The organism is Flammeovirga pacifica, from assembly GCF_000807855.2.
Classification (GTDB): domain Bacteria; phylum Bacteroidota; class Bacteroidia; order Cytophagales; family Flammeovirgaceae; genus Flammeovirga; species Flammeovirga pacifica.
On record NZ_JRYR02000001.1, the window covers coordinates 596,061 to 618,012 of the forward strand.

At 32.5% G+C, this 21,952-nt stretch carries 15 protein-coding genes; 13 read left to right on the forward strand and 2 right to left on the reverse strand.

Annotation, left to right across the window (positions count from 1 at the left end; genetic code table 11):
* The first annotated feature begins 40 nt into the window (after positions 1–40).
* From hutU to NH26_RS02450, 11 genes are all read left to right on the forward strand, one after another.
* Positions 41–1,738 carry a urocanate hydratase gene (gene hutU / locus NH26_RS02400; protein WP_044223811.1) on the forward strand — a complete coding sequence of 566 codons (1,698 nt, stop codon included), beginning with the start codon at positions 41–43 and terminating at the stop codon, positions 1,736–1,738.
* Between the two features lie 106 nt (positions 1,739–1,844).
* Complete coding sequence (gene hutI, locus NH26_RS02405) at positions 1,845–3,065, forward strand: imidazolonepropionase (protein WP_044223814.1); 1,221 nt, start codon at positions 1,845–1,847, stop codon at positions 3,063–3,065.
* A 256-nt stretch (positions 3,066–3,321) separates the two neighbouring features.
* The gene (locus NH26_RS02410) at positions 3,322–4,791 is read left to right on the forward strand and encodes a cytochrome P450 (protein ID WP_044223816.1); all 1,470 of its coding nucleotides are present in this window, start codon (positions 3,322–3,324) and stop codon (positions 4,789–4,791) included.
* A 204-nt stretch (positions 4,792–4,995) separates the two neighbouring features.
* The gene (locus NH26_RS02415; protein ID WP_044223817.1) at positions 4,996–6,078 is read left to right on the forward strand and encodes a nucleoid-associated protein; all 1,083 of its coding nucleotides are present in this window, start codon (positions 4,996–4,998) and stop codon (positions 6,076–6,078) included.
* A gap of 157 nt (positions 6,079–6,235) precedes the next feature.
* Positions 6,236–6,943, forward strand: a complete 708-nt coding sequence (locus tag NH26_RS02420) for a response regulator transcription factor (RefSeq protein WP_044223819.1) — start codon at positions 6,236–6,238, stop codon at positions 6,941–6,943.
* A 66-nt stretch (positions 6,944–7,009) separates the two neighbouring features.
* On the forward strand, positions 7,010–7,483 hold the full coding sequence (locus tag NH26_RS02425) for a hypothetical protein (protein ID WP_044223821.1): 474 nt from the start codon (positions 7,010–7,012) through the stop codon (positions 7,481–7,483).
* A gap of 50 nt (positions 7,484–7,533) precedes the next feature.
* Entirely contained in the window at positions 7,534–7,842 is a 309-nt protein-coding gene (gene nuoK, locus NH26_RS02430) for an NADH-quinone oxidoreductase subunit NuoK (RefSeq protein WP_044223823.1), read from the forward strand.
* Positions 7,843–7,873: 31 nt separating this feature from the next.
* The gene (locus NH26_RS02435) at positions 7,874–9,925 is read left to right on the forward strand and encodes an NADH-quinone oxidoreductase subunit 5 family protein (protein ID WP_158021867.1); all 2,052 of its coding nucleotides are present in this window, start codon (positions 7,874–7,876) and stop codon (positions 9,923–9,925) included.
* 36 nt (positions 9,926–9,961) lie between these two features.
* Positions 9,962–11,710 carry a complex I subunit 4 family protein gene (locus tag NH26_RS02440; protein WP_044223825.1) on the forward strand — a complete coding sequence of 583 codons (1,749 nt, stop codon included), beginning with the start codon at positions 9,962–9,964 and terminating at the stop codon, positions 11,708–11,710.
* 4 nt (positions 11,711–11,714) lie between these two features.
* Complete coding sequence (locus NH26_RS02445) at positions 11,715–13,178, forward strand: NADH-quinone oxidoreductase subunit N (protein WP_071397060.1); 1,464 nt, start codon at positions 11,715–11,717, stop codon at positions 13,176–13,178.
* 48 nt (positions 13,179–13,226) lie between these two features.
* The gene (locus NH26_RS02450; RefSeq protein WP_052432018.1) at positions 13,227–16,244 is read left to right on the forward strand and encodes a PAS domain-containing hybrid sensor histidine kinase/response regulator; all 3,018 of its coding nucleotides are present in this window, start codon (positions 13,227–13,229) and stop codon (positions 16,242–16,244) included.
* Between the two features lies 1 nt (position 16,245).
* Here NH26_RS02450 and NH26_RS02455 read toward each other — a convergent pair whose 3' ends face one another.
* Both NH26_RS02455 and NH26_RS02460 read right to left on the reverse strand, forming a co-directional pair.
* On the reverse strand, positions 16,246–17,568 hold the full coding sequence (locus NH26_RS02455; RefSeq protein WP_044223829.1) for an ABC1 kinase family protein: 1,323 nt from the start codon (positions 17,566–17,568) through the stop codon (positions 16,246–16,248).
* Positions 17,569–17,570: 2 nt separating this feature from the next.
* On the reverse strand, positions 17,571–18,209 hold the full coding sequence (locus NH26_RS02460; protein WP_052432019.1) for a TetR/AcrR family transcriptional regulator: 639 nt from the start codon (positions 18,207–18,209) through the stop codon (positions 17,571–17,573).
* Between the two features lie 465 nt (positions 18,210–18,674).
* Between NH26_RS02460 and hemL the strand changes: the two genes are divergently transcribed.
* Positions 18,675–19,964: a glutamate-1-semialdehyde 2,1-aminomutase gene (gene hemL, locus NH26_RS02465; RefSeq protein WP_044223831.1), complete on the forward strand. Its 1,290-nt coding sequence runs from the start codon at positions 18,675–18,677 to the stop codon at positions 19,962–19,964.
* Between the two features lie 353 nt (positions 19,965–20,317).
* Complete coding sequence (locus NH26_RS02475) at positions 20,318–21,952, forward strand: S8 family peptidase (RefSeq protein WP_044223835.1); 1,635 nt, start codon at positions 20,318–20,320, stop codon at positions 21,950–21,952.

Here is a 21,952-nt window from a genome sequence, read left to right on the forward strand (position 1 = left end):
AAAATTAAATTTTAAAACACATAGATAAATACATATAAACATGGAAGCGTCACAATCAGCACAAAAGAAATTTGAAGCATTTTTAGAAAAATATGCTAAACATCCACACTACATTCCACCCACAGGATCTGAATTGAATGCCAAATCATGGCAAACAGAAGCTCCTCTACGTATGTTTTTAAATAACCTTACGGATGAAGTAGCAGAAGATCCAAATAATTTAGTGGTTTATGGAGGTACAGGGCAAGCAGCTAGAAACAGAGAATCACTAGAGAAAATTATCAAAATATTATTAGAACTTGATAATGAACATTCTTTATTAGTACAATCTGGGAAACCTGTTGGCGTGGTTAGAACTCATGCTGAAGCTCCAAGAGTATTAATTGCTAACTCTAACTTAGTACCTGCTTGGGCTTCTTGGGAGCACTTTCAAGAATTAAAAGAAAGAGGTTTAATGATGTATGGACAAATGACGGCAGGGTCATGGATTTACATCGGAACTCAAGGTATTTTACAAGGAACTTACGAAACGTTTGCTTCATGTGCTCGCCAACATTTTGGAGGAGATCTAAAAGGTCGTCTACTTGTTACAGGTGGTATGGGCGGTATGGGTGGAGCTCAACCTCTTGCAGCAACAATGTGTGGTGCAGCAATGCTCGGAGTTGATATCGATCCAGCTCGTATTCAAAAACGTATCGATACAAAATATATAGATAAAATGACTCATTCTTATGAAGAAGCGATTGAATGGGTAACGGAAGCAAAAGAAAAAGGAGAGGCTTTATCTGTAGGTTTGGTTGGTGATATAGGTGATGTACTAGAACGTTTAATTAAAGATGGAATTACTCCAGACGTTCTTACTGATCAAACATCAGCACATGATCCTGTATATGGTTATATTCCAAATGGTTTATCTCTTGATGAGGCGGCAGATCTTCGTGAGAATAACCCTGAATTATATAAAGAAAAATCTTTGAAATCTATGGCTAGACATGTACAATTCATGCTAGATTTAGAAGAGAAAGGTGCAATTACATTCGATTACGGTAATAATCTTAGAGAATTTGCCAAACAAGGTGGTTGTGAAAATGCGTACAATTTCCCTGGTTTTACTCCAGCTTATATTAGACCTTTATTCTGTGAAGGAAAAGGCCCTTTCCGTTGGGCAGCTTTATCGGGTGATCCACAAGATATTAAAGTAACTGATCAAGCATTAAAAGAAGCTTTTCCTGAAAATACTCATTTGATTAAATGGTTAGAAGAGGCAGATGAAAAAGTAGCTTTCCAAGGACTTCCTTCAAGAATTTGCTGGTTAGGTATGGGGGAAAGAGAAAAAGCAGGAGTTATTTTCAACAACCTAGTGAAAGAAGGTAAGCTAAAAGCGCCTATCGTGATTGGTAGAGATCACCTAGATTGTGGTTCTGTAGCTTCACCAAATAGAGAGACAGAAGCAATGAAAGACGGATCTGATGCAGTTTCTGATTGGCCGTTATTGAATTTAATGTCTAATGCTACAGGTGGAGCAACTTGGATCTCATTCCACCATGGTGGAGGTGTAGGTATTGGTTATTCTCAACATGCTGGTATGGTAGTATTAGCAGATGGAACGGAGAGAGCAGAGAACTGTATCAAAAGAGTTCTTCATAACGATCCAGCAATGGGTATTTTCCGTCATCATGATGCAGGATATGATATTGCCACTAAAGTGGGAGAAGATCATAATTTGATCATTAAGTAAATAATCAAAAAATAATAGAGGTTACTTCAAACCTATTTTCCAAATAATAATATAAAATTGGGAGATAGTGTTTAAATGAAATGACCTCTATTTTTAATTCATAGATATGAAAAAATTAATTGGGCCATTTTCTCAAGTACTAACTCTTTCTGGACTTTCTCTTAAAGGAAGTATTGAAGACGAAGAGCTTGAAATTATTGAAAATGCAGGGGTTAGTATTGATAAAGAGGGGTTCATTGTTGCCATTGATCTTTTTAATAATTTTAATCAAAGTGATTTTGATGAAGTTGAAGAAGTGACTCAAGCAGCAGTATTAATACCTGGATTTGTAGATTGCCATACTCATATTTGTTGGGGAGGAAATCGATCTAGAGATTATGCTATGAGAGTGGCAGGTAAGCCCTATTTGGAAATAGCAAAAGCTGGCGGCGGTATTCAAGATTCGATGAGAAAAACTCGAGGAGCTTCTGAAGAAGAATTGATTGAGGTTACTGTCGCACGTGCAAATCGTCATTTTTCTAGAGGAGTAACAACAATCGAAGTAAAAAGCGGTTATGCTTTAGATATTGAGAATGAATTGAAAATGCTTCGTGCTATAAAAAAAGCAGATCAAAAGACTTCACCTCAATTAATATCAACATGTTTGGCAGCTCATATGAAGCCCAAGGATTTTGATGGAAGTGCGATAGAATATCTCGATAGAATATTAGAAGAGTTACTACCTAAAATAAAAAAGGAAAACTTAAGTAACAGAGTAGATATCTTTACAGAAGAAACTGCATTTAATGTAGAGGAATCCACATATTATCTTCAGAGAGCAAAAGAAATGGGCTTTGATATTACGGTACATGCGGATCAATTTTCTACTGGAGGAGCTGAAATGGCTGTAAAGTTAGACGCATTATCTGCGGAACATTTAGAATCGAGTACAGATAAAGAAGTAGCATTGTTGGCTAATTCAGAAACCGTAGCTACTGTATTGCCAGGAGCTTCGCTTGGCTTAGGAATGCAATATCCACCGACAAGAAAATTATTAGATGCAGGCGCTTGTGTAGCCATTGCATCTGATTGGAACCCAGGTTCTGCTCCAATGGGAGATATGTTAACTCAAGGTGCGTTATTAGGTGCAATGGAAAAATTGTCGACTGCAGAAGTTTTTGCAGGTATGACTTTCAGATCTGCAAAAGCGTTGGGGTTAGAAGATAGAGGTAAATTAGAGGCAGGGAAATTGGCTGATATGCAAGCTTATCCATGTGATGATTATCGTGAAATTCTTTATAACCAAGGAATGTTACCTGCTTTTAAAGTTTGGAAATTGGGTAAGTAAAATAGTTTATTCTTAATTGAAATACCTATCACCTGAGTTGGTTGAAAACACATTTTTGACGAACTCAGGTGATTTTTGATTAAGAGAAATGTTCATTTTATTTGAAAACTTTTTTAATTAATGTAATTCTATAACAATCTGCGAATTATGTGATTTGAAATTCAATTTGTAATTTTATTTCAGTTATCTTGTCATTAATTTTGATGCTATTTCTTAATTTATATTCAGACATAATCACTATTTTTTTGCTATAACTATGAATTACTCGTCAACTTTCAAAGATTTAAAGGGCCCTAAGGGGAAACTATTGGTTGGAAACGTCTTAGATTTAGATAAAGATCGATTGCATCTTCAATACGAAGATTGGGGCAATGAATTTGGAAAACTCTATAGATTGAAATTTCTGACCACTCCAGTTACGGTTTCAACTGACCCTGATTTTAATGCTTATATATTAAAAAATCGCCCAAAAAAATTTAGAAGGTTATCTAAATTAGCCGAAGTTATTAATGATGTTGGAGTAGAAGGAGTATTCTCTGCTGAAGGGGATGATTGGAAAAAACAAAGAAGAGTGACACAAAAAGCTTTAGACAAAAGGCATGTGGAAGCATTTTTTCCTAAAATAATTCAAGTGGCTAATAGGTTAGATAATTATTGGTCTAATTCACTAAAATCAGATCCAAATCACCCACATTTAACACAAGATTTTATTCGTGCAACCATTGATGTGACAACTAATTTGGCTTTTGGTTATGATATGAATACCGTAGAGAATAGTGAAAATACCACTCAGCAACATGTAGAGAAGATTTTCCCGAAAATAAATCAGCGAATTAATAGTCCATTTCCATTTCATAAATATTTTAAATCTAAAAGCGATAAAGATTTTGAAGTTTCAATGTCTTATCTAAAAGAGGTATTAGGAGAAATTATTAGTGAGACTCAAAAATTATTGGACGAAAATCCTGAATTAAAAGAGAAGCCAACTAATTTCTTAGAAGCGATGCTAGCTTCCCAAGAAAAGGATAATCCATTTACTTGGGATGAAATTTTTGGAAACCTTTATACAATGCTTTTAGCGGGAGAGGATACTACTTCAAATACTTTGACTTGGACTACTTATTTCTTAGCAAAGTACCCTGAAGTTCAAGATAAAATTAGAGCGGAGTTAAAGGATGTCATAGGTGAGGATGGATTTCAATCTTTAGATCAGCTAAAAGAGCTGAAATACATTAATGCAGTAATGAAAGAAGTGTCAAGGTTAAAGCCTGTAACACCTAATTTATATATGCAAGCTAATGAAGACGTTGTGATCAATGATATATTCTTTCCAAAAGATCATTTCTTTATATTACAATTAAGTGCTGCAGCACGATCTGAAGAATTTTTTGAAGAAGCCTTAGATTTTATTCCTGAAAGGTGGATTACTGAACCTTCTGTTAACAATACTTGTCCTTACAGTGGACACATTAAAAAAGAAGATGCAGCCAAACCATTTGGAGGAGGTCCGAGATTATGCCCAGGAAAGTATTTAGCTGAAGTGGAATTTGCAGTGTTTTTATCAACTTTAGTCAATAAATACCAAATAAGGTTTAGCTCAGAAAAAGATGAAGTTGAAGAATTATTTGCATTTACAATGCAAGCCAAAAACTTAAACGTTATTATGAGTGTATTACCCATAAATGATAAACAGGAAGTAGATAATTATAATTTATCTAATGCGTAATATAACTATAATTATTTTTTCTACATTAATACAAGAAACTTGTTAATGACTGAAATTAAGGTCAATATAAAAATCAGTAAGAATTGTTAATACTTCTTCTCATTTTTTTTTGATTTTTATTAGAAAGATTGTAGTTTGAATTGTTAATATTGCGGTCGGATAGTTTAATCGACCATTGAAGATCAGTCTTCATTATAAAAATTTATGAGCAAAATAAAATCGTTCGACTTGTCAAATGTCAAGTTATCTCAATTAGTAATTCACAAGGTTGGGAATAAGACACAAGAAGAACCAATAGAACTTTCGGAATTTGAAATAGAACTTGAGAATTTTACGCCTCTGTATAAATCAGTGATGGATTATTTTTTAAGATCTTTCAAACCAGGTCCAATGTATCATTTTGCAGTACCTGAAGGAAAACAGGCAATTTCTGAAAATGAAATGTTTAATGCTGCTGATGCTTTATTTGTAAATCCTTTCGAACAATTTATGGTTCGTTCTAGAGAAATGTCTGAACTTCTTTATGAAGCTTCAACTCATCCTAGAATTAAAGGAGGAGAATTATTCGTTGCTTATTTGAAAGACTGTGTTGTAGATGGAGATTTAGTCGATGCTATCGGATTGTTCAAAGCAGAGCATAAAGAATTGTTTTTACAAGTAGGAGATAAAACAGATGTCGGTAATTTTGAACTACAACAAAATGAAGGCGTAAGTGTTAAGAAACTTGATAAGGGCTGTTTGATATTCCAAACAGAACAAGAGAAAGGTTTTAAAGTAATGCTTAAAGATAGTCCTACGAAATCTGTTGAAGCCCTGTATTGGAAAGAAACTTTTCTACAGTTAAAACCTAGAGAAGATAATTATTTCCATACTCAAAACTATATGGAGTTAACAAAAGGATTTGTGGAAGAAATTTTTAACGAAGAACACGCCGTTGAAAAGCCTGCACAAATCGACTTGTTAAACAGAAGTGTCAAGTTTTTCTCAGAAAAAGAAGATTTTAATGTTGTTGATTTTGAAAACAATGTTATTGAAGAGCCAGAGGTAATCGAAGCTTTTCAAGAATATAAAGTCGACTTTCAAGAGAAGAAAGAGGTGCCAATTTTTGATGAATTCAAAGTTTCTAAAGAAGCAGTGAAAAAATCTAAGAAGGAATTTAAAAGCCTTATAAAATTGGATAAGAAAATTACGATCACAGTATCAGGGAATGAGCAAAACATCGAAAAAGGTTTTGATACTGAAAGAAATATGAATTATTATATGGTATATTTTAACGAAGAAGAATAACCCTCTTTCTTTTAATAAAATCGCATTTAATAATATTAAGAGGATTAACTAATGTTATACTTCATTATATAAAACCCTTAAATTTTAATTGCGTATATCATATAGGTAATACAAAGTACATCATTTAATAACACAAAAAATCATTAAAAATAATACTATGGATGCAGTAAAGATTCTTCTTGTTGAGGATGATAGAATTATCGCCTCACTTGTTAAAAAATATTTAGACATCAGAGGATATGCCGTAAACCACGCTGAAGATGGAGTGGAAGGTATGAAAGAATACGACAAAGCTGATTATGATTTAATCATCATGGACGTAATGATGCCTCATAAAGATGGGTATACTTTAGCAGAAGAAATCAGAGCGAAAGATCCTTATATTCCGATTTTATTTATGTCTTCAAATAATCTTCCAAAAGATAAAATTAAGGCATTTAGAATTGGAGCCGATGACTACGTTACAAAACCTGTAAATGTAGAAGAACTTTTATTACGTATTGAAGTAATTTTAAAACGTCAAAAGTCGGAGCCTAAAGTAGAAGTTGGAACTGATGATGATCCACATGAGATCAAAATTGGTAACTATATTTTAGATTTCCCTTATCAAAAGCTTTCAATCGGAGACGATACACGTAAGTTAACTACTCGTGAAGCTGAACTTTTAAGATTCTTACATCGTCACAGAAATTCATTAATCAAACGTGAGTATATCTTACAAGAAGTTTGGGGTGATGACGACTACTATAAAGGTCGTTCACTAGATGTATTTATGTCTCGTCTAAGAAAATATTTAAAAGACGATTCAACAATCGAAATCTTGAACGTTCACGGTATCGGATTTAAATTCTTAGTTCAAGACTAATAATTTAAAATAAAAAAATTTTAAGCCTGATTACTTAAAAGTAGTCAGGCTTTTTTATTTTGCATTATGAAATTAATTGAACTTATTATTTCTGGGATTCAGTTAGAATTAATCATGATTGAGGAACGTTCTAAAATTGCTACTGAGCGATTTGAGGCTTTGGTTAATTCTAATATTTTTGATAATTGGCAGGTGAAATATATCATTGAAGATAGATTGATAAAAATTACACCAAATCAAAGTGATGTACCATATAATGAACGACCGGTGACAAGAGTAGATTATGATGCACCTGAACATAAAAGTGGCATGTTGTCATTTATTGGTCAATCTTCTAATCATGTGTCTGATCATTTAATGTTTGTATTGAATAATAATGATGCAGTAAATTATAATGGTATTTGTGCACCAATCGCTGCACTGACAATAGATCATCAAAAAAAAGTGAGTTTATTAAAAGAAGGGATGTTTATTGAAGAAATAAGAATAAAAGAGATAGAAAAAAGCGAATTATTAGGACGAATCCCCACTTTTATTTGAAATCTCATTTTATATCGACCATATTTGTTAATTGAAACAAGACAAACTTTATGGTTACTTTTTTACATTATATGTTAGCCTCCGCTTTTTTATTTAGTATCGGTTTGGCTATTGCACTAACTAAGAGAAGTGCCATTGTAGCTTTAATGGGAGTAGAGTTAATGTTGAATGCCGCAAATATCAATTTAGTAGCATTTAATCTTAAAAACCCAGCTTTAGCAGATGGTCATGCTTTTGCTATTTTTGTAATTGTTATAGCTGCTGCTGAAGTCTGTGTAGCTCTAGCACTTATCATAAAGCTGTTTCAATATTTTAAGTCAGTGGATTTACATCAACTTAATCAGTTGAAAGAAAAATAAAATTATAAAACTGAGCTAACTGAATATCGAATTGAATAGTATAGTTTTCATATCTTTATTGGCTGTTATCTCTCCATTAATAGGAGTGTTTCTCATTCAGCTAATTGGAAAATCAGCTTTAGTGGATAAAATAGGTACTACTTCTATAGGGATTAGTATTCTTTGTAACCTCTTTATGTTTTCGCATGTGTGGGGAGGGTCACCTATTTCATTAACTTTTGATTGGCTACAATTAGGTGAACACCAATTTGAATTGACTTTTCAGTGGAATGTACTTTCGGCGGTTATACTTACTATGGTAAGTATCATATCTATGTTTGTACATATTTTTTCTTCTGCATATATGCAAGGAGACCCTGACTTAAAAAGGTATTACTCTTTATTAGGGTTGTTTACTTTTGCCATGTTTGGAGTCCTCATCTCAGATCACTTAATTTTTCTTTATCTTTTTTGGGAATTAGTAGGGTTCTGTTCTTATATGCTGATTGGATTTTGGCGAAAGAAAGAAGCTGCAGTTTCTGCTGCTAAGAAAGCGTTTGTAATCAATAGAATTGGAGATGCGGGTTTTATGGTCGCATTAATGGCGTTATACTTACAATTTAATACTTTAAGCCTTTCTGAAATACAAGTTTCATTTCAAAGTATAGATCTTGATTCCAGCCTTTTAGTATTGGCAGGTATTGGAGTAATGTTGGCCGCTATGGGTAAATCAGCTCAGATACCATTTGCAGTATGGTTACCAGATGCAATGCAAGGTCCAACGCCAGTCTCAGCTTTAATACATGCTGCAACAATGGTTGCTGCTGGTATATATTTATTAGTGAAATGCTATTTCTTTTTACCAGATTCTGTTTTGCTATGCATAGCATTAGTGGGAGGAATAACAGCATTTATTGGTGCTTTTTCAGCACTAACACAATATGATATTAAAAGAATACTAGCGTTTTCTACTATTTCTCAATTAGGCTATATGATGTTGTCAATTGGAGTAAGTGATCCTTCTTCATCCATTTATCACCTTATCACACATGCATTTTTTAAAGCAGGTTTATTTTTAGGAGCAGGTGCTGTTATACATAGTATGCATCAAGTTTCTTGTGATATATGTAAAGGATTTGACCCTCAAGATATACGTTGGATGGGTAACTTAAGGAAACACATGCCTAAGACATTAATAGGTTTTTCTTTATGTCTAGCTGGTTTAGCAGGTGTACCATTTACTACAGGTTTTTTATCAAAAGATGCTATTCTGACATCAGTTTTGGCTAAAGGGTTAAACGATGGAGGTATATGGATTTTTATTATGATTTTAGGTTTTCTAGCAGCAGCATTAACCGCGTTCTATTGTTTGAGAATGTTCTATCATATCTTTTTGAAAGACCTAGGAATAGCAAACCATAAAGTATGTCAAGAGTGTTTGGTATTACCAAAAGAGGTCGGGACTAGAATGTACCTTCCTGTAATGATTCTTGGTTTTTGTTCATTATGGATTTCTATGACATTGAATCCATTCAATACTTCAGGTTCTTGGTTGCAACAGGGAATAGGTATTCCAACTTTAGATCATCATGAATATCATATTTTAGCCATTGTTTTATCAGTGGGTATGCTTCTTTTAGGGCTTTTTATCGGATATATGATATTTATTCAGAATAAAGCTCAGGCATTAAAAAAGTCATTAAAAGTATCTTTTTTATATAAATTATCTTTCCATTTTTTCTACTTAGACCATCTTTATAAGTTTGGTGCTAAAGCAATAATTACTACAGGTGAACGATTAGATAAAATACCTCATGCAGATGAGTATTTTGTAAAAGCTGCTGTAGTTACTTCTGAGTTTATCAGAGGTTTTGATGATAAAGTAATTGACTTTTTTGTCAAATGTTTTGCCGTAGGAAATGTAGTTATTGGTCATGTTTTAGCCTGGTTTGATAAAGAAATTATTGATGGTTTTGTAAAATTATTCACTCGTTTTATGAAACTACTCGGTGACATTTTTAGAAAACCACAAGGAGAAAGATCACAAAGCATGATTGCATGGTCGATGGTATTGATCGCTATTGTAATAGGTATTTTGATATAGTTATAAACGAACTAAACGTTTTTTTTTGAATAGATTATGAGTCAACTTTTGCTCACTTTATTAGTTTTTGTTCCCATTTTAGGGACATTCGTAATTCTTCTTCTACCAGACAGTATGAAAAACATGTTTGGGAAGATTACCATAGGCATAAACAGTTTTCAATTGATAATTGCCACTTATATTATATCAAAGTATGAAGGACTTCATGAGACAATGAATGGAGTGCTTTCTTTGGATAATTATCAGTTTCTAGAAAAGTATGATTGGATACAATTGAATCTAGGAAGTTTCGGAAAACTAACAGCAGAATATTTACTTGGAGTTGATGGTTTAAGTAATTCAATGATTTTGTTGGCTGCAATTGTTTTATTGATAGGAGCCATATCATCATTAGAAATAAAAAGAAAAAGAAGAGGGTTTTATGCACTTTATCTCTTATTAAGTGGTACAATCATGGGCTGTTTCTTAGCCTTAGACTTCTTCTTATTTTACTTATTCTTTGAATTTATGCTTTTACCAATGTATTTCTTAATTGGTATTTGGGGAGGAAAGAATAGTGAATATGCTTCTATAAAATTCTTTATTTATACGTTAGTAGGATCAATTTTTATCTTAGTGATCATGATTGCTCTTGCTGCTTCTGTTATTGATCCTTCTGCAACAGCGGTTCAGTTAGGATTAGTTAATCATCTTGATCAGATAACTCCTGATATCATCAGTAAGGTACAAACTATGTTGATTTCTGGAGAAATTGGTCAGTCTGATTATGTGAGAACATTTACTTTGGTCCATATGATGGACGCAAAAAATTATATACCAGATTCAATTTTATCTTTAGATTATGGTGCTACACTTTTTGGGACGAATGTTCGTTTCGTAGCCTTCTTGATGGTATTTATTGGATTTGCAATTAAGTTACCAGTGGTTCCTTTACATACTTGGTTACCGGATGCCCATGTTGAAGCACCTACTTCAATCTCTGTAGTATTAGCAGGTATTTTATTGAAAATTGGTGGGTATGGTATGTTGAGAATTGCCTATTCAGTTTTCCCTGATGGAGCACAGCATTTTGCTTGGTGGATTGCTTTTGGGGGAGTAGTGTCTATTCTATATGGTGCTTTTGTAGCTTTAGGAACGCACAATTTGAAGAGGCTTATCGCTTATTCTTCTGTTTCTCATATGGGATTTGTAATGTTAGGTATTGCTTCTCTAACAGCTGAGGGTGTTTCTGGTGCTATATTTCAAATGTTCTCACATGGAGTTATCTCCTCTGCTTTATTCTTAATAGCAGGTGTGTTATACTACAGAACAGGCGATTTAGAAATAGAAAGTTATAGTGGGTTATCTTCAAAGATGCCTAAATATACTATGCTTGCTACCATTGCCTTTTTTGCGTCACTAGGTCTGCCAGGATTCTCTGGTTTTATGGCTGAATTATTTGTATTCCTTGGTGCATTCAATTCTTCTGCTGTAAATCATTTAATACCTAGATGGATGACTGTTACTGCAGTGTTAGGTTTAGTATTAAGTGCAGCTTATTATTTATGGGCTATGCAAAGAATATTCTTAGGAAAATACTTCTTGAAAAAAGAATCTTGGGAGTCATTACTAAAAGACTTAACACCAAGAGAACTCTTAATGCTAGCACCATTAGCAATCATGACATTAGCATTAGGTATATATCCGAAATTATTAATTAATTTAATAGAAGGATCAGTAACTGAATTAGTAGAGTTTGCCAACTATGTTGGTGCTGATTATATCAAAACAATTATTGGGGGGTAAGGTAATGAAGGAGTTAGATATAGCAAGTAAACTAGACATAATTACAAGTAGTCTTCCATTTCTTAAATCAGAAATATGGATTACTGTTCTTCTACTAATGGTAATCATCATTGATTTGTTACCATTAAAAATGAATAGGAGACATTTATACCTTATTGCTCTTTTGGGGGTTGTATTGGATATTTTTGTCTTACAATTTCTTGTTGAAGCTAATCATCAAACTTTTACCTCTTTTACTATTGTTAATACGGAGTGGACAGTTAAATCAAGAATTTTACTTGATGTTTGTGCTCTTTTATTTTATTACTTTTTATGGAGTAATAAAACAAGATATGGTGACAATGATAAAAAACTATCAGGGGAGTCAGAGTGGATTACACTTAGTTTAGGGATGTTATTGGGAGGACATACTTTGGTTATTTCTAATGATTTTATTTTTGCCATTTTATCCCTAGAGTTAATATCACTTCCGTCTTATATTCTTACTGCATTTAAGCATAATAAAGTAAGTACTGAAGCTGCAATAAAATACTTTCTATTTGGTGCTGTTTCTACAGCAATTACCATTTATGGGGTGTCATTAATCTATGGTATAACATCAGGAATCGATTTACCTTCTTTACAAACACCTCCACAAACACATTCTTCACTATATGTAATAGGTTTAATATTTATTACAATTGGATTCTTATTTAAATTATCAGGTTTTCCAATGCATATTTGGGTACCTGATGTATATGAATCTGCCCCTATAGAAGCTGTCGCTTATTTTTCTACTTTACCTAAAGTAGCAGCAGCAGTTTTTTTATTTCATTTTTTCGAAAATGTAGATATTATCAATAACCATTATTTAGGTCTTTTTATATTAATTGCCGCAGTGGCTTCAATGTTTATCGGTAATCTTTCTGCTTTGTATCAGAAAAGTTTAAGAAGACTGATGGGTTATAGTTCTATTGCACATGCCGGTTTCATATTAATAGCGTGTTTAAATACCGCAGAGATATCAGCTAATGCGTTATTCTATTATTTATGCACATATGTGATTGCTAATTTTGCTTTCTTTATTTTTATTAGTGAAGTAGAAAAAGAGAAAGGGAATGATTTATTGGAATCAATTAAAGGTACTGGTTGGAATAATGCTTCTTTGGTTTGGGGACCGGCTATTGTATTGGTAGTAATTTCTTTAATAGGTTTACCTCCAGTGGCTGGTTTTACAGCAAAAGTGTTGATATTTACCTCTTTATGGGATGTTTATCAAATTAATAATGATCAGTTCTACATGTTAGCAATGATCTTAGGATTATTAAACACAGCTATATCAATAGCCTATTATATTAAAATTCCATTTCAAATTTACGATCGTAATACCAAAGCAGGATTACAAATATCTGCTCTAAATAAGTCAATAATTTTTATTTTAGGATTAGGTTTATTTATATTGTTCCTAGTTCCAGCTATTCTGTTATAAAAGGAACATTTGAGCTCATTGGCTTTATTTGTTTAAAAATTATTTATTATGAATACTGATATATGGCTTTCCATATTTTTAGTTGTTTCTTTTTTATTTCTAGCTATTCTTATATTCAAACAATATAAGGTGGTAAGAAAGATCAAGTTTGAATCTGATAAATCTAGTATTAGAGATTTTAAGATGCTACGATTACTTATGGAGCATTCTCCTGATGTAATTTATTCTGTAGATCAAAACTATAATTATCTGACTTTCAATAATGCCCATTCCAAAGCCATGAAATCAAATTATGGCTGTAATATTAAAATTGGTGGAAATATTTTAGAATATATGAATATCAAGGATGATAATACATATACTAAAATTGATCTAAAAAGAGCATTAGAAGGTGAGTCATTTACTACAATAAGAGCTTTCGGAGGGAATGATAAATATAAGCAGAATCATTATGAATCAACTTATTCTCCTATTCATGTAGATGATGAAATTAATGGTGCAGCAGTCTTTGTAAGAGATATCACAGAACAGTATAATGCCAATCTAAATTTAATCCGATCGGAGAGAAAATATAAATTACTTTTCCATTATAACTTTTTGGGCACTCTTATCATGATAGATGGAGTGATAAATGATGCTAATGATACAGCTGTAAGTTTTCTAGGACTCGAAACTCATGAATTAGTAGGATCTACTCTAAATGATTTATTTAAAGTTGAGGAAAGCTTGAATTTAGATGAGCAAATTAAAGAGTTTTTCACGACTTATGAACATCCTAATGGAGATAAATTGTATTTTATTATCCGTGAGCAAACAGTTTCGGATTTAAAAGAAAATCATCAGACAGTATTTATCGAAGATGTTTCCTCAAAATATAAAGCAGAACAACAATTAATCAAGGTCAATACTCAAAGACAAGTATTGTTAGAAAGTGCCAAGAGTTATATTTTCTCGATCAATAAAAACTATGAAATAGAAACCTTCAACACAAAGTTTAAAGATCTATTTGAAGATAAAATTGATTTTGAGTTACAGCCTAATCTAAGTATTAAATCACCAAAGTTAAAAAGGGAGTTGTCCTTTTTTATTCCTCATATAGAACAAGTGATGCGATCAAAAGAATTGGTCGAAGTTGAATTTGAAATTTCACAAGATATTATTTTTCAATCTACAATTTCACCATTGTTAGATGAGAATAATAACTTATTTGGTGTGGCAGTTTATAGTATTGATATCACCAAAGAAAAACAAAGAGGAAGAGAGATTGAGCAATTAAATGCATCTTTAGAACAAAAAGTAGAGGAGAGGACATCAGAATTGGGGCAACAGAAATTAAAGCTAAATTTAGCCATGGATGCAGCACAAATTGGTGCATGGTCTTATATTAAAAATGATGGATTTGAGTGGGATCAAAAATTCAGTGAGATTTTCGGAATTAAGTATGATCAAAATATTGAAGCTGTTAAAAAGATAAGGTCTTTGATAAAAGACTCTGATCTTGAAAAAGTAATTGATTTAATCCAGAAAATTAAAGCGGAAGAATTAGATGAAATTGATTTATTAGTTAAAATTAATCACAAGAAATTAGGCTTACAGTATATACAAGTTTATGGAAGGTCTTTGAGAGACAATGGCCGTTATGAAATGTATGGAATGATTTGGAATATAACCAATCAAAAAAATATTGAACATGAACTTGAACAAGCAAAAGAACTAGCGGAGAAATCGAATAGAGCAAAATCGATGTTTTTGGCCAATATTTCTCATGAAATACGATCACCCCTTAATGCAATTATTGGTTTTAGTAATATTTTATCTAAAAAATCTGAAGCACTTAATTTACCAGAAGAATATATCGATCAGTTAAAGTATATCTATTTAAATGGGGAATACTTATCTGAACTTATCAATAACTTATTAGACATGTCAAAAATTGATGCAGGTAAATTAAGTGTCTTTTGGGAAGAGATTGATATTCGAGATTTGATCAATATGGTGGTGAAAATTCATGAGGTAATCTCTTCTGAAAGATCTATTCAAATCAAATTATTTATTGATGATGCTATCCCTAATAGGGTAGTTTTAGATGCCACTAAATTAAGACAAATACTTACTAATTTATTGTCAAATGCCATCAAGTTTTCTCAAAAGGGAACATCAATTATGGTCGAATTACAAAAAGTAAATGAGGAAATTATTATCAGCGTTAAAGATAAAGGTATTGGTATTCCTCAATCTAAATTAGATGTAATTTTTGATTCTTTTGAACAAGCAGATAAATCAGTAACTAGAAAATTTGGAGGTACCGGCTTAGGTTTAGCAATTACTAAAAAATTAGTCAAATTATTAAAAGGAGATGTTCGAGTTTTTAGTGAAGAAAATGTTGGGACCACATTTACCGTTTCCCTTCCTTTAAAGGTAAACCCATCTAAAGGTGAAGAGGTTGTTAACCAGGAGGTTATTGAAAGAGATTTTAATTTTGAATACCACGTTTTAGTAGTTGAAGATAATAAAATGAATCAGATCATGATGTCAGCTTTATTAAAACAACTAAAAATTAATATCGAAATAGCCAATAATGGGGAAGAAGCAATTGATAAAATTGAGGGAAACCATTTTGATCTGATTTTAATGGATTTACATATGCCTATTATGGGTGGGATTGATGCCACTAAAATCATCAGATTCGAAAAGAAAATATTGGATATTCCTATTGTAGCTTTAACAGCAGACACATATTGGGATAAACGATTTGAAGCATTTTCTGTAGGAATGAATAATTATCTTACTAAACCTCTAAGTCGACATTCGTTATTACAGGTTTTAGAACAGTATCTCATCAATTTTGATCAGACAAGAATTAATTATTTAGACCCTATAAAGCATAAAGCCATTATCGAAGAATTGAAAGAAATTCCGAATTCTACGATAATGACTGATCATGATAAATTGGATCGCCTAAAATCTTTAAGACATGTTCTTCAAGATTATGATACAGGCTTTATTGAATATATTGATTTTCTAACGAACGCAATCGCTAATAAGAAAGAAATTGAAATCTTTTAGACTAACTAAAAAAGATGGAATTAGTAGTCACTTTGGCTTCCAATTGATGTAATATAGAATATAAACCAAAATAGGTTCTGTTTAAATATAATCCATCACGTATTCCTCTTGGCTTCTTTGAATTTCTTAATATTTTTTGATTTTCTTCGTTTTCAGCCAAAGCGGTAATTTCTTCAAAGTAGCTAGGATCACCAAAGTCAAAAGTTTCTGTATGAAATGGTCTCGCTAGTATACTAATCATAGATTTGAACAATTGATCTAGGAATATTTTGTCCTGATCAGAGTCTTCATCATAGATAAAGCGCATGCTTTTGAATACATCTTTTCGCTTCTCCTCATTTTCCATATTTTCAGGTATCATCAAATCAAAATAGTTTTGATAGAAATCTTGAGGAATTACCTTTACACAGCCAAAATCTATAATACCCAATAGACCATCTTCAGAAATAATGAAATTCCCTGGGTGTGGATCAGCATGTACTTCTTTTAACTGATGAACTTGAAAATCATAAAACTCCCATAAAGCCTGACCAACCTTATTTCTTATTTCTTGACTTGGATTCTTCGCTAAAAATTCATTAAGGTGATCACCATCCAACCAATCCATTGTAAGGATTTTCTTTGATGATAAATCTTTATAGTAATTGGGGAAATAAATATTATTGATATGAGCACAAGCTTCAGTAATCTTTTGAGAGCGCTCTAATTCTAATTCATAATCTGTTTCTGATAAGAGCATGACTTCAACTTCCTGCATGTAATGATTTACATCCTGTTCGTTGAGTCCCATCATTCTTACAGCAATAGGCTTTACTAGTTTTAAATCTGAGCTTACACTTTCAGCAACCCCTGGATATTGAACTTTTACCGCGTACTTCTTTCCATCTTTCTCCGCTAAATGTACTTGACCAATACTTGCAGCATTTACTGCTTCTTTAGAAAAAGTATCAAAAAGTTGATAAGGAGCTTTGCCGAATGATTTAATGAAAGTCTTGTTCACAAGAGGCAAAGATAGAGGAGGAGCAGAATATTGTGACATCTGGAACTTCTCTATGTAAGCTTGTGGAAGCATGTTTTTATCCATACTCATCATTTGAGCCACTTTAAGTGCACTACCTTTTAATTCACTTAACGCTTCGTATACATCAGAAGCATTTTCTTTATGCAATTCTTCTTTACCTGTATATTCATTATCTAAAACTGATTTAGCATAATGTTTAATGTAATTGGTACTAACTTTTGCACCTACCTTAACAAAACGAGATACTCTCTGTACTTTGGAAGATGGAATTGTTTTTTGGGATTTATTATCTATCGTAGCCATAATTATTTTTGGAATATAAATTTCGCAAATGAAAACGCAGAATCTGTAAAATTAGGTCCAATGAGATCCATTATAAGATGAACACTTTTTTCAACTGCTTCATCCGTATTCTCTTTCTCATTTGAAGTGTCTTCTGCCCAATATTTTATGATTAAAAATAATTGAGTCAACATCACATTGATGTAATAGTCTTGAATAAACATTCGTTCCTCTACTTCACCAGTAGAAATACCTTCTTGAATTAACTGAGTTAAAAAAGGAGTGATTGTTTCTACAATTTTTTCTCTTCTATCGTTCACCTCTTTTAACTCAAACGGGGAATGAATGTTTGAGGAATAGGTAAAGAAATCTTGATGTTGTTGTAAACCGACAGATAAATTGAAAAAAAATGAAAGCAGTTTTTCCCTTACACTATATTCTTGAAAATTAGGATCACTACTAGCATTTTTTATTGAGGTTAAAATCGTATTCGACCAAATATTATTTTCAATAGTATTATTTGTTAAGGATGATATTGTGTTGGGGTCAATGTCATCAGAATCATCATTGATAAATATCTCTTTTAATGTATTCGGCCTCTTATTATTAGACGAAATATAGTTGATATAAGATATTTCAATTTTTTTTTCAAATTTCTTCATAAGAGTTTAGGTATTTTAATTAATAGATGTTAATTTCATTCTTGAAGTTTGTTTGTTAGTTTAGTTTATTAAAGTGGAAGGAACCTCTGATTTTCGGGGGTTTCTTTTTTTTTGCTATCAGAGCGATACTTTATGTATCAAATGTATATATATGAGAACTTTAAAGTATTAGAAAAGTTGCAGATATTTCATCGATTATAATTAACTATCAGAAAAACAAAAGTTTATAGTTGTTGATAAATACTACATAGATTACAACTACAATTATATCAACTTCATTCTTAATAGAATTTTATTTTTAATAATACCTTTTAGATTGATGTACTAATACAATTTCCTCCTTTTATTATCCAATCAAGTTACCATTCTATAACACATGTTTGTTTTTTATTTCTTCCTATTATTTAACTTTGTGAGTTATATTTGATGAAGTATAAAAATCTCAATTTCAAAATTCAATAAATCGTGAATAACAAGCAAAGTGTCGCTTTATTCGATAAGGCTCAGCATACTATTCCAGGAGGTGTGAATTCACCAGTTAGAGCATTCAAATCAGTAGGAGGAACACCACTTTTTATTAAAAGTGCAAAAGGTGCCTATATCATTGATGAAGATGACAATGAATATGTAGAATTAATTAATTCTTGGGGTCCAATGATTTTAGGTCATGCACACCCAGTAATTACATCAGCTGTACAAGAAGCTGTAAATAATTCATTATCATTTGGTGCTCCAACTTCTAAGGAAATTGATATCGCTGAGTTGATCTGTGATATGGTACCTTCTATTGAAAAAGTGAGAATGGTAAACTCAGGTACAGAGGCAACAATGTCTGCTGTTAGAGTAGCAAGAGGGTATACTGGTAGAAATAAAATGATAAAAATAGAAGGTTGTTACCATGGACATGGTGATTCTTTCTTAATCGCTGCAGGTAGTGGTGCTGTGACTATGGGTGTTCCAAATAGCCCAGGAGTGACTGAAGGTACTGCAAAAGATACTTTACTTGCACCTTATAATGATATTGAGAAAATTCAGCAATTAGTAAAAGAAAATAAGAACGAAATTGCTGCATTAATAATAGAGCCTGTTCCGGGTAATATGGGATTGGTGCTACCAAAAGATAATTACTTACAACAGTTAAGAGATATTTGTACTGAAGAAGGTATCGTCTTAATATTTGATGAGGTAATGACTGGCTTCCGTTTAGCTAAAGGCGGTGCTCAGGAAGTGTTTGGTGTTACTCCAGATATGACTACTCTTGGTAAAATTATTGGAGGAGGAATGCCTGTAGGTGCTTATGGTGGAAAGAAAGAAATCATGGATTTTGTAGCTCCAGCAGGGCCGGTATATCAAGCAGGAACCTTATCAGGAAACCCTGTAGCAATGGCAGCCGGAATGAATATGCTACTTCATTTAAATGAAAACCCTGATGTTTATACTGAGCTAGCAGCTAAAGGCGAAAAGCTTGCAAAAGGAATTCAATCTGTTTTAGATAAGCATAATTTACCATATAAAGTAACTTTATTAGGTTCTATGATTTGTATTTTCTTTACTGATCAAGAAGTGAATAATTTTGCTGATGCTCAAACAACTGATACAGAAAAATTCGGTAAATTCTTTCATCAAATGCTAGCAAATGGAGTGTACTTACCTCCATCACAATATGAAAGTTGGTTCTTATCAAACGCTTTGACTGAAGCTAATTTGGATCATATTATTGAAGCTGTTGATAAATCATTAGAAGCAATTAAATAAGCCTATGTCTCAGAGAAGAAAAGGTTTTCAAGATAAAAAGAAAAATGTTGTCACTTGTTCTAAATTCAAGTGGCAGCATTTAGTGCTTTATGGCTTTAGGTTAGAGAAATCTAAATGTCCACAATGTAAAAAACAACCCGAATATTCCGATCGAGAAAGGATGTTTATCGATTTAGGATTGGGTTTTATTTTCGCTAGCATTTTTGTTACCTTGCCAATTATATTTGAACGATTTGATCTAATATTAGGTAATTTGGGGTCCTTTCTCATTATTCTAGTATTAGTATTAGGCATTAGATCATATTTTATAAACTCCTTCCCTAAGACTAAGAAGTAGGGATTAATACACACATATGAAAAATACAATTTCAAAAATCTTATTGGGTGCTGCTATTTTTACCCATATAGGTTTTACTGCAAACGCACAAGAAGAACCTCGTAAAGAAGCTCCAAAGAATTGGTTTAACCTTAGCTATGAACAAGATGGTGTTTATGGAGTTGGAACCGAAAGAGCATACGACGAGATTTTAAAAAATAAAAAATCAAAAAAAGTTGTGGTTGCAGTGATTGATAGCGGAATCGATATCGATCATGAAGATCTTAAGGACGTTATCTGGAAAAATAAAAAGGAAGTTGCAGGTAACGGTAAAGATGATGATAACAACGGTTATGTTGATGACGTAAACGGTTGGAACTTTATTGGTGGTGCTGATGGATCAATGGTGAATGAAGAAAACCTTGAGGTAGCTCGTCTTTATGGAAAACTTAGTAAGAAGTTTGAAGGAGTAGCTGAAGGTGATGTAGCAAAAGCGGATAAAAAAGAATACACTTTGTGGTTAGAAGTGAAAAAAGCTTTCGAAGAAGGCTACACTAAAGCAGAAGAAAACTATACACGTTACTCTACATATTTACACCAATTTCAAAGAGGAAAAGCATTATTTATGGCTTATTTCGATTTAGAAGATGAAGGTGAAATTGTTGGTGCGTTAGAATCATTTGATTCTAGTGATGAAGTACTGATGGGAATGAAGGAGATGACATTAGGTCTTCTTTCACAAGGTGTTACAGATGATCAGCTTCAAGAAGGTGTTGACTACTTTGAAGGTCAGGTGAAATCCAATTATAATTATGAGTTAAATACTCGTGAAATTGTTGGTGATGATATCGACAATAAGTCTCAAAGAGATTATGGTAATAATAAAGTAACAGGTCCTGATGCTCTTCATGGTACTCATGTTGCTGGAATTATTGCTGCCTCAAGAGGAAATGAAATTGGTATGGATGGTGTTGCCGACAATGTAGAAATTATGGTTGTCAGAACTGTACCTAACGGTGATGAACGTGATAAAGATGTTGCAAATTCAATTATTTATGCTGTTGATAATGGTGCACAAATCATTAATATGAGCTTTGGTAAACCTTATTCGCCATACAAAGGAACAGTAGATAAAGCTGTTAAGTATGCTGAATCAAAAGGAGTACTTCTAGTACATGCCGCTGGTAATGACCATAAGAATACAGATAAAGGAAATAATTTCCCAAGAGATAAATATGATTCTGGCAAAACTGCAAAGAATTGGATAGAGGTTGGAGCATCAACTTGGATGACTGATGAGAAACTCCCTGCAACGTTTTCTAACTATGCTAAGAAAAGTGTAGACTTATTTGCTCCAGGTTTTGATATTTACTCAACAATTCCAGGTTCAGAATATACTAATTTAAATGGTACAAGTATGGCATGTCCTGTTGTTGCAGGTTGTGCAGCTGTATTAATGTCATATTATCCGAACTTGTCAGCAGTACAAGTGAAGAAGATTTTAATGAAAACAGTAACTCCATTGAAGAGTAAGGAAGTATTGTTACCTGGTTATAATAGTTTAGAAGAAGGTGAAGAGCCTCAAAAAGTTAAATTTGGATCATTATCAGTAAGTGGTGGTGTAGTTAACTTATATGAAGCTGTAAAATACGCTGAAAAGATCTCAAAATAG

Bases quoted from the DNA above. Each gene is read 5' to 3' on its own strand.
- hutU (WP_044223811.1), top strand. From the start codon at position 41: ATGGAAGCGTCACAATCAGCACAAAAGAAATTTGAAGCATTTTTAGAA.
- hutI (WP_044223814.1), top strand. From the start codon at position 1,845: ATGAAAAAATTAATTGGGCCATTTTCTCAAGTACTAACTCTTTCTGGA.
- NH26_RS02410 (WP_044223816.1), top strand. From the start codon at position 3,322: ATGAATTACTCGTCAACTTTCAAAGATTTAAAGGGCCCTAAGGGGAAA.
- NH26_RS02415 (WP_044223817.1), top strand. From the start codon at position 4,996: ATGAGCAAAATAAAATCGTTCGACTTGTCAAATGTCAAGTTATCTCAA.
- NH26_RS02420 (WP_044223819.1), top strand. From the start codon at position 6,236: ATGGATGCAGTAAAGATTCTTCTTGTTGAGGATGATAGAATTATCGCC.
- NH26_RS02425 (WP_044223821.1), top strand. From the start codon at position 7,010: ATGAAATTAATTGAACTTATTATTTCTGGGATTCAGTTAGAATTAATC.
- nuoK (WP_044223823.1), top strand. From the start codon at position 7,534: ATGGTTACTTTTTTACATTATATGTTAGCCTCCGCTTTTTTATTTAGT.
- NH26_RS02440 (WP_044223825.1), top strand. From the start codon at position 9,962: ATGAGTCAACTTTTGCTCACTTTATTAGTTTTTGTTCCCATTTTAGGG.
- NH26_RS02445 (WP_071397060.1), top strand. From the start codon at position 11,715: ATGAAGGAGTTAGATATAGCAAGTAAACTAGACATAATTACAAGTAGT.
- NH26_RS02450 (WP_052432018.1), top strand. From the start codon at position 13,227: ATGAATACTGATATATGGCTTTCCATATTTTTAGTTGTTTCTTTTTTA.
- NH26_RS02455 (WP_044223829.1), bottom strand. From the start codon at position 17,568: ATGGCTACGATAGATAATAAATCCCAAAAAACAATTCCATCTTCCAAA.
- NH26_RS02460 (WP_052432019.1), bottom strand. From the start codon at position 18,209: ATGAAGAAATTTGAAAAAAAAATTGAAATATCTTATATCAACTATATT.
- NH26_RS02475 (WP_044223835.1), top strand. From the start codon at position 20,318: ATGAAAAATACAATTTCAAAAATCTTATTGGGTGCTGCTATTTTTACC.